Raw genomic sequence first — 1,596 nt, 5'->3', positions numbered from 1 at the left:
TTCTATTCTGTTACTGCCTACGACGCGCAGCCCTATATTGCAGGACCGGACAGTATACTCTTTGACGGACAATATATCTTGAAACCGGCCGGAATACCGGTTTCCCTCGAATCATCGGTCTTATCCAATGCCGTTGCTGCGGTGCCTCAAAACTAAGTTCGTCATTTCGCCACGATGCGATGGCCGATTCTTCCCAAGCCCGGCATATTCAAGGCGTCTCTGATGGCTACATCGAACTTGAACTGGCAGACCCTGCCGCGGTTGTGAATGCCGTCTACACTGTGGAATTTTATGAACTCCCGGATTCCGTAAATGGCAAAGCGGTAATGTACACCGGATCAACGCATGCCGGCCAGCTTGTATTTGAAATAGAAAGAGACGGTAATACGATCGCATTTTCAACCAAAGTAGATGATCCCCGAACCTGGATCGACGGCGGCAACGGGATATTGGATCTGGATGGAAGCGGGAATCCGACTAATGGCGATTCAATCTTTGACGATCGTTTATTCAGCACATCAATCGCCATTCCAGGTACATCTTCTACGGAACAGTTTGATATCTGTGAGGGGGTATTGATCAAAACATATGCTCCTCCATTGAAAGGGGTGTCCGCTTTATATACGAACGGACCGCAATACACGACGGCAGGCGTTCCAGCCGGTACATACTGGTTCAACAGTGTTAATTTCGGTCTCGAGCTTCTTGGCGGAGGTGTTGGCCTTTCATGTGGTTTCCTGGGAACGGTGATCGATTCCGCTGACTTAAAAACGGTTGAAATTCGTTTCTCACGCACCGTGTGGCAAACGGCTTACGGTCATACGGGCGCTTTCGGTGCTCAGAACGAGTTTTATCCCGTTCCTTTCACGGTCTGGGATGTAGACCAGGAAGATGCTCTGCCAAATCGCAGGCTGAATGTTATGACCCGCGACGGCAGCGCATTCAACGGTAACGGTTGGTATCTGGACAATGTCCTTGGCGGTGATGCATCAGGACCATATCAAAGAAACTACATGCATATCATTCTGTCGGATTACGATTCCACGGCGGGTTCGCTTACGGGAAAATCGGTCGATATTCTACCCGCCATTTGGTCACTGGCGCTGACTCCTCGGGCACTAGTTGGCGCTCCGGCTGATGGCTTTACATGGAATAATCTGCTGAAGAGTGCGCGTGGCGTTGGAAGCCCGAGTGGTACGACCGTTGTTGCTGCTGAACGGGATACGATCTACGCACAAATTCCAGATGAAGGTACGCTAAAACTGACCGCACCTAACTTCATTACTGCCTACGACCGGTTCACGTATAGCACGACCGCACGTACGGTTGCCTCAAAATCTGATGTGAAACGCGCATTGAAAGACATCAAAGTGGTTCCAAACCCGTTCTACAAGTATTCGACGTATGAGACGAACTTTGATAAACTGATCAAGTTCACCAATCTTCCGGACGTCTGCACGATCAAGATATTCACCGTTGCGGGAGATCTGATCCGAACTCTGAAACACAACCCGTCATCCAACAACGACCGTATAAATACTAAACCGTATGATGAGACATTTAAACCAGAGTCTAATGCGACCTCCATCGAACGAT

Annotated in this window: 1 protein-coding gene; it reads left to right on the top strand. The window is 49.4% G+C overall.

Annotated features, from left to right (window positions below; translation table 11 throughout):
- Positions 1 to 179 precede the first annotated feature (179 nt).
- On the top strand, positions 180 to 1,596 hold a 1,417-nt coding region (locus MNV_RS10405), incomplete at its 3' end, for a hypothetical protein (RefSeq protein WP_218837990.1).

The organism is Candidatus Methanoperedens nitratireducens (assembly GCF_900196725.1).
Lineage (GTDB): Archaea > Halobacteriota > Methanosarcinia > Methanosarcinales > Methanoperedenaceae > Methanoperedens > Methanoperedens nitroreducens_A.
The sequence above is the reverse complement of the archived record's forward strand: the minus strand, read 5'-3'. Positions and strand labels throughout refer to the sequence as shown.